Raw genomic sequence first — 7,169 nt, forward strand, 5'->3', positions numbered from 1 at the left:
GTCTTGTAGATGGCACTCAAGTCGATCCGTCCCCGCGAGGGACGTGGCACCGCAACACCTGTACGCCGGAGAGCCGTTGTGGTCGCCGTCACCGCAGGCGCGCTCGCTCTGGCGGGTTGTGCGCCCGGGTCACCGGCCCCGGCCCCGACCAGTTCGGGCGAGGTGGACCTGAAGCTCACCTCCGACAAGGTCACGATCAAGATCCAGGACGAGACGGGCTTTCCTGTCACAGACGACTTGGCCGCGGAGTTCACCAAGCAGCACCCGAACGTCACGTTCAAGGTCGTCCGCGACAGCTTCCAGAATCTCACCGCGAACGCACCGCGCCTCCTCGCAGGCGCCGACGCACCGGACCTCATACGTCTGCCCACCATGGGCGACACCGTCAAGGACGGGCTCCTGACCAACCTCGACCCCTATTTCAAGGGCTACGGGTGGGACAAGTTCTCCGTCGGCCAACTGGCGCCGTCCCGCATGAGCGCCAAGGGCGTTCGGGGCGAGGGATCGCTGTACCAGATGGGCCTGGGCTACAGCGTGACGGGCATCTATGTGAACGAGAAGTACGCCAAGCAACTGGGGCTCTCCGGCGCGCCGGCCACCATCGCCGAGCTGGAGGGATGGATGGCCAAGGCCAAGGCAGCCAAGATCCTTCCCGTCCAGATCGGCATGCAGGACGGTGTCGGCACCTTCGCGCTCCAGGCCCTGATAAACCAGTACGGGGACAAGTCGGACCTGGTCGACTGGATGTTCAACAAGCCCGGCGCCACATTCGACACCGAGGCCGGCGTCAAGGGCGCCACGGTCTTCAAGAAGTGGGCCGACGCGGGCTACTTCCCGTCCGACGTCAACGCGATCAACTACACGACGATGGTGTCCAACTTCCACGCGGGCAAGGGCCTGCTGATGTTCGACGGAAACTGGGACGCCGCGGGAACCGACAAGGCTATGGGACAGGGGGCCGCCCGGTTCTTCCTGGCTCCTCCGGCCACCGCCGGCAGCCCGTACGTAGCGATGGGCGCCGCGAACTCGTTCGCCATACCGGCCAAGGCGAAGCACGCCGACGCCACGGCCTTCTTCCTGAACTGGATCCACACCGACCCCAAGGCCCGCCAGATCATCATCGACGTCACGGGCGCGTCTCCCGGGGGCGATCCATCGCAGGCGTTGCCGAAGGCGAAGGAAGGTTCGCTGACCGCCCAGGTCCTCGCGGCGTCGGCGCAGGTCGGATCCGATGACGGATTCGTCGACTTCATGGCCAACACCACGGCGGGCATCTACGCCGGCGCCTTCCAGCCGGACGAGCAAAAGCTCCTGACCCGGCGCATGGAGCCCAAGGCATTCGTCGAATCCATCCAGGAGTACTACGTCAAGGAGCTGGCCGGCTCATGATCGACGACGTCCGCGGGCATGAGTCGCCGAAGCCGGCGGCGGTGGCACCGGACCGGCCCGAGAGCCCTCATGCCGCGGGCGTCGGAGGACCTCCTCGCCGGTCCGGCCGCCCCACCGCGCGAGGGGAGGCACGGCGGAGACTTGCCATCGGCTGGCTCTTCGTCCTGCCGGCGCTGGCGTTCTTCTGCACGTTCGTGATCTACCCGCTGATAACGGCCGTGCGCTACTCGCTCTACCACTGGAATGGCATCGGAGCTGCCACCTGGGCAGGCATCGACAACTACGTCCGGGTTTTCACCGAACCGGAGTTGTTGATCTCGATCGTCAACGCGCTGATCCTCATCGTCTTCTTCACAGTGATCCCGGTGGCCGGCGGTCTGGCCCTGGCGACCCTGATCCGCACGATGCGCCCCGGTCCCTTCGCGACGATGGCCCGCACGGTGCTGTTCCTGCCGCAGATCATCCCGCTGGTGGCCGCCGGCATCGCCTGGTCGTGGATGTACGCGCAAACCGGCACGATCAACACCATCCTCGACGCCGTCGGCCTGGGCTTCCTGTCCCGGTCATGGCTGGCGGGCTTCGGTACCGCTCTTCCCGCGGTCGGCCTCATCGGCTCCTGGGTACTCACGGGCCTGTGCACGATCCTGCTCCTCACCGGCATCGGAAAGATCGACGCCTCCCTCTACGAGGCGGCGCGGCTCGACGGGGCCGGCTGGTGGCGGGAGTTCATGACCGTCACCCTCCCCGGGCTGCGACGGGAGATCGCCGTCCTGGTCACCATCACCGTGATCGCCGCGCTGAGCAGCTTCGACATCATCTACACCACCACCAAGGGCGGTCCGGGAACCAGCACACTCGTCCCCGGCATCTCGATCTTCCGGCTCGCCTTCACCCAGAGCGAAGTCGGCCTGGCGTCCGCCTTCGGTATCGTCCTCCTCGCACTCGTCCTCCTGGCAGTGCTGCCCATTCAGTTGCTGGCAAGGGAGCGGAACTGATGGTCGTCAACAAGGCGGAAGTGATCATCGGACGCGTTGTCCTCGTCCTGGTGCTGGTTCTCACCCTGCTGCCACTCGCCGGAATGCTCTCCGGAGCCCTCCAGCCCGCGGACCGCATTCCCGACGGGTTCTCCTGGCCCAGCGATCCTCAGTGGGGCAACTTCGCCGTAGCCTTCCGGACGGCGCACGTCTGGCAGCTGCTCGGCTCCAGCACCCTCATCATCCTCGGCGTCGTCCCGCTCAGCCTGCTCCTGTCGACGCTGGCCGGATACGCCCTGGGGAATCTGCGTGTCCGCGGCGGGGGATTCGTCTTCGCCCTGCTCCTGCTGGGCCTGACCATCCCCTTCGAAGCGATCATCATCCCGATCTACTACGAGATCACCGCCATGGGGCTGCTCAACACCCAGTGGGCGATCATCCTTCCGCTGATCGGGCTCTACATGCCGTTCAGCGTCCTCTGGATGCGCGCGCATTTCGCCGGGGTGCCCACCGAACTCTCCGAAGCGGCGCGCATCGACGGTGCCGGGATCTTCCAGGAGATCCGCCGTATCCAGCTCCCGCTGGCCATGCCTGCCCTCTCCGCCTTGGCGATCCTGCTGTTCCTCTGGACCTGGAACCAGTTCCTGCTGCCCCTGGTCCTGGTCGACGATCCCGACAAACGGACCATGGCCGGTGCCCTCGGAGCGTTCCAGGGCCAATACCTCAACCAGCTGCCCCTGTTGTTCGCCGGCGCCCTGATCATCATGCTGCCGACAATCGTGATCTACGCCGTCTTCCAGCGCCAGTTCATCAAGGCGCTGCTCCAAGGCGCGGTCAAAGGCTGAAGCGCCCCTTCCTTTTCTCCATCCCCTCGACGGCGCGGCGCACTCACGACGGCGACCGCAGTCACAAGGACGTCATATGCCATTTCGCTTGGACCACGCCTGGGTGTGGGACTTCTGGTTCGCCGACGACGGCGACACCTACCACCTGTTCTACCTCCACGCCCCCAAGAGCCTGGGGGACCCGGAGCTGAGGCATCGCAACGCCCGCATCGGGCACGCGACTTCCGTAGATCTGGTCGACTGGCAGGACTACGGCCCGGTCTTCGGCCCCGGGCAGCCCGGCGCCTTCGACGAGACCGCCACCTGGACAGGCAGCGTGGTCCGCGGCCCGGACGGCATGTGGCGGATATTCTACACCGGAGCCCGCTTCCTCGACACCGGGGGCAACGTCGAGAGCATCGGTGTGGCCCTCTCCGCCGATCTGCGCACCTGGACGAAGCAGCCCGGGCCGATCGCCGAGGCGGACGGTCGCTGGTACGAGAAACTGGCAGACTCCACCTGGCCCGAGGAGGCATGGCGCGACCCCTGGGTGTTCCCGGACCCGGCCGGTGACGGCTGGCACATGCTCATCACCGCCCGGGCCAACCACGGTGCTGTCGACGACCGCGGTGTGATCGGGCACGCGACGTCACCGGACCTTCAGGTGTGGACGGTCCGGCCACCGCTCAGCCGTGTGGGCGCGGGCTTCGCGCATCTGGAGGTCCCCCAGATCGCGACCGTGGACGGCGAAACCGTACTGCTGTTGTCCTGCGACACCCCACGGCTGTCCGCCGCCCGACGCGGGGCAGGTCAGATCGGTGGTGTCTGGAGCGTCCCTGTCGGTACGGTCCTGGGCCCCTACCCGGTGGAGGAGGCCCGGTTGGTCGTCGACGAGTCTCTCTACAGCGGGCGTCTCATCGATGACCGGGCCGGCAGGACCGTGATGCTCGCCTTCGACAACAGAACGGATTCCGACGCCGGATTCCCCGGCTCGGTGTCCGACCCGCTCCAGGTGACCTGGTCACCGGATCGGCGCGGCATCGTCCCCCTGGCCTTCCAGGGCGGAAGTGCCCAGAGATGACCACTCGTATCGAGGGCAGCACAGCCCCGGGATTCGCCTCTCTCGCGGACACATTCTCCGCCGCCTTCTCAGGCCATGACGACATGGGAGCGGCGCTCTCCATCAGGGTGGCCGGCGAGACGGTCGTCGATCTCTGGGGCGGGACCGCCGACGCGCGCGACAATTCGCCCTGGAAGGAGGACACGACCAGCGTCATCTTCTCCTGCACCAAGGGCCTTACCTCCATTCTCGCCGCGCGTCTCGTGCAGGAGGGCCTCCTCGACTACCAGGCCCCTGTCGTCGCCCACTGGCCCGAATTCGCCGCCGCCGGCAAGGAAGGGATCACCGTCGCCGATCTCCTCGCCCACCGGTCCGGGCTCTCTGCACCACGCGATCTCCTGTCCGTCGAGGACGTCATCGACTGGGACACCGTCACCGGTCTTCTGGCGGCCCAGGAACCCTTGTGGACCCCCGGCGAGGGACATGCGTACCACGCCCTCACACACGGCTGGCTCGCCGGTGAAGTCATCCGGCGCGTGACCGGCAGGACGGTCGGTCGGTACTTCGACGAGCTCGTCGCCATGCCGCTCCATGCCGACGCGTGGATCGGCCTGCCCCACTCGGCGCAGCCCCGGGTCGCCCACCTGCGGGCCGGTGCGAGCCTCACCGCGCTCGTCGCGAAGCAGGCAGCAGCACGACCCGCGGGGACGGTCGACTGGTCCGATCGGGCCCTGACCCTCGGGAATGCGTTCCCGACGCAACTCGTCGACGGCGAGAGGGGATTCAACGACCCCCGGATACAGGCGGCCGAGCTGCCGGGAGCGGGCGGCATCGCGTCGGCCCGGGCGTTGGCCACGATCTGGTCGTCCACCGTGGTGGAGACAGACGGAGTACGGCTGCTGGACGCCGACACGGTTGGCGAAGCCATTCGACCGCAGGCCGAGGGCAATCCGGTCTTCGGCGGTCCACCCCCTTTCTCCCGTTGGGGCATGGGGTTCCAACTGCCCTCGCTCGCACGCGAGTACCTCGGGCCCGCCTCATTCGGACACGACGGTGCGGGCGGGCAGGTCGCCTTCGCCGACGTGACGCACCAGGTCGGATTCGCGTTCCTGACCAACCTCATGGAAGCGGGCGCCGATCACCGCGCTACCTCGATCGTGGACGAGCTCCGCCGGCTCCTCCGCAGGTCGTCCCGCACATAAGGGCTCAACCGAGAACGTCATTCCCGCCTGCCGTTAGGCGCACTTCGTAACGTGGGTCCGCATCCCGCGGGGTGCGGGCCCACGTTACCGACATTCCCATTGGTCGGACCCTCGTAGGCAACGTCGCCCGCCGGGCCCTGTCCAGAAATACGAACCTCTTACAATCTGGACCCGCAGACGTCCGGAATTTGCACCCCGCATAACGTCACCCATTTCGGCGCCTAAGAGGCTGTCTCACGTGGCAAGTTCCGCGAGCCTCTTCAGTAGCTCGGGGTGGTGGCCATGGCCGGGTTTCAGCATTGCCGGTCGTTGCGGTCCACGTACGGGATCTTGAGGCCACGAGTAGCCCATGGCAGGCTCATGCCGCATGATCGATGAATTCGCAAAGAACAGCCTGCACGGGAGACTGCGGCGGGACCGCAAGGCGCTGCTCTGGAAGCTCGACGGCCTGTCCGAGTACGACGCCCGCCGGCCTTTGACAGTGACCGGGACCAACCTCCTCGGCCTGGTCAAACACGTGGCCGGCGTCGAGGCCAGGTACTTCGGCGAGGTCTTCGACCGCCCTTCTCCGGAACCGTTGCCCCGGTGGCAGGACCACGACGGCAGCGATCTATGGGCGGCTGAGGACGAGACCCGCGATCAGATCATCGAGTCCTACCGGCGCACGTGGGAACACTCGGACGCGACGATCGACGAGCTTGCCCTCGATGCCCCGGGCCACGTGCCGTGGTGGCCGGAGCCTTATCCCAGCACGAACCTGTTCGCCGTCATGGTCCACGTGCTCGGCGAGACCAACCGGCATGCCGGGCACGCCGACATCCTGCGCGAAGGCGTGGACGGGCGAACCGGGATGCGCCCCGAACATGAGATGCAGATCGATGAGGAAGCCCGCACCGCCTACTGCGCGAGGATCGAGCAGGCGGCCAGATCGGCCGCATCAGTCGAGGCATAGAAGACTGTCCCCCGTGACTTGATGCTTGATGTTCGAGCGGCATGATGCCGGCCGTGAGTGCTGATCTGTCGAGGCGTCTGGTTCCTGATGAACTCTGAGAGCTGGCCGCCCCGTTACTGCCGTCGTTCGCGGCTCGGCCTCAAGGTGGCGGGACCGCTCCGCGCGACCAGCGGGCCGTGTTCACCGCAGTGGTGCGTCGACCGCATCGGGCGGTGCTGGACGAACTCGGGGTCCGGGGCGAAGTGGACTGGACCTCGGCGATCGTCGACGAGGCCTCCGTTCGCGCCAAAAGGGGGGTTCGCTGACCGGGCCGAACCCGGTCGATCGCGGCACGAAGGGCAGCAAGCTGCACGTGCTGTCCGATGCTCAGGGCATCCCGCTCGCAGTCGCCGTGTCAGGTGCGAACATGCACGACAGTCTCGCCCTCAAGCCGCTCATCCTCGGCATCCCCGCCGTCCGGTCCCGCCGGGGGCCACGGCGGCGCCGGCCCGCCAAACTCCGCGCGGACAAGGCGTACTTCTCCGCCGAACACCTGGCCTGGCTGCGCGAGCGCGGGCTCGTCGCGCGCATCGCGCGGCCAGGCATCGAGTCCCGCGAATGCCTCGGTCGGCACCGCTGGAAGATCGAGCGGTCGATCGCCTGGCTCGTCGGCTACCGCCGCCTCACCGTCCGATACGAACGAAAGGGCTCGCACTTCCTCGCCTTCCTCGGCCTGGCCGCCGCCCTGAACTGCTACAAGAAGCTCGCGAAACTCGCCACGTGAGACAC

The 7,169-nt window shown here is 67.2% G+C and carries 6 protein-coding genes and 1 pseudogene; all 7 read left to right on the top strand.

The genetic code is table 11. The annotated features are described in order from the left end of the window. Positions 1 to 9: 9 nt before the first annotated feature. Positions 10 to 1,389: an ABC transporter substrate-binding protein gene (locus tag ACFWHU_RS35630; RefSeq protein WP_387230236.1), complete on the top strand. Its 1,380-nt coding sequence runs from the start codon at positions 10 to 12 to the stop codon at positions 1,387 to 1,389. Beyond that, positions 1,386 to 2,384 carry a carbohydrate ABC transporter permease gene (locus ACFWHU_RS35635; protein WP_387230238.1) on the top strand — a complete coding sequence of 333 codons (999 nt, stop codon included), beginning with the start codon at positions 1,386 to 1,388 and terminating at the stop codon, positions 2,382 to 2,384. The genes ACFWHU_RS35630 and ACFWHU_RS35635 overlap by 4 nt, the downstream gene beginning before the upstream one ends. Then, complete coding sequence (locus ACFWHU_RS35640) at positions 2,384 to 3,208, top strand: carbohydrate ABC transporter permease (protein WP_385795561.1); 825 nt, start codon at positions 2,384 to 2,386, stop codon at positions 3,206 to 3,208. Before ACFWHU_RS35635 ends, ACFWHU_RS35640 begins: the two co-directional genes overlap by 1 nt. 76 nt (positions 3,209 to 3,284) lie before the next feature. Beyond that, positions 3,285 to 4,268, top strand: a complete 984-nt coding sequence (locus tag ACFWHU_RS35645; RefSeq protein ID WP_387230241.1) for a glycosyl hydrolase family 32 — start codon at positions 3,285 to 3,287, stop codon at positions 4,266 to 4,268. Beyond that, on the top strand, positions 4,265 to 5,449 hold the full coding sequence (locus tag ACFWHU_RS35650; RefSeq protein WP_387230243.1) for a serine hydrolase domain-containing protein: 1,185 nt from the start codon (positions 4,265 to 4,267) through the stop codon (positions 5,447 to 5,449). The genes ACFWHU_RS35645 and ACFWHU_RS35650 overlap by 4 nt, the downstream gene beginning before the upstream one ends. A 367-nt stretch (positions 5,450 to 5,816) precedes the next feature. Beyond that, positions 5,817 to 6,401, top strand: a complete 585-nt coding sequence (locus ACFWHU_RS35655) for a DinB family protein (protein WP_387230245.1) — start codon at positions 5,817 to 5,819, stop codon at positions 6,399 to 6,401. Between the two features lie 101 nt (positions 6,402 to 6,502). Beyond that, a pseudogene (locus tag ACFWHU_RS35660) lies at positions 6,503 to 7,164 on the top strand (IS5 family transposase). Positions 7,165 to 7,169 lie beyond the last annotated feature (5 nt).

The sequence above is a fragment of the Streptomyces sp. NPDC060366 genome (genome assembly GCF_042725135.1).
Classification (GTDB): domain Bacteria; phylum Actinomycetota; class Actinomycetes; order Streptomycetales; family Streptomycetaceae; genus Streptomyces.

Bases quoted from the DNA above. Each gene is read 5' to 3' on its own strand.
- ACFWHU_RS35650 (WP_387230243.1), top strand. From the start codon at position 4,265: ATGACCACTCGTATCGAGGGCAGCACAGCCCCGGGATTCGCCTCTCTC.
- ACFWHU_RS35640 (WP_385795561.1), top strand. From the start codon at position 2,384: ATGGTCGTCAACAAGGCGGAAGTGATCATCGGACGCGTTGTCCTCGTC.
- ACFWHU_RS35655 (WP_387230245.1), top strand. From the start codon at position 5,817: ATGATCGATGAATTCGCAAAGAACAGCCTGCACGGGAGACTGCGGCGG.
- ACFWHU_RS35630 (WP_387230236.1), top strand. From the start codon at position 10: ATGGCACTCAAGTCGATCCGTCCCCGCGAGGGACGTGGCACCGCAACA.
- ACFWHU_RS35635 (WP_387230238.1), top strand. From the start codon at position 1,386: ATGATCGACGACGTCCGCGGGCATGAGTCGCCGAAGCCGGCGGCGGTG.
- ACFWHU_RS35645 (WP_387230241.1), top strand. From the start codon at position 3,285: ATGCCATTTCGCTTGGACCACGCCTGGGTGTGGGACTTCTGGTTCGCC.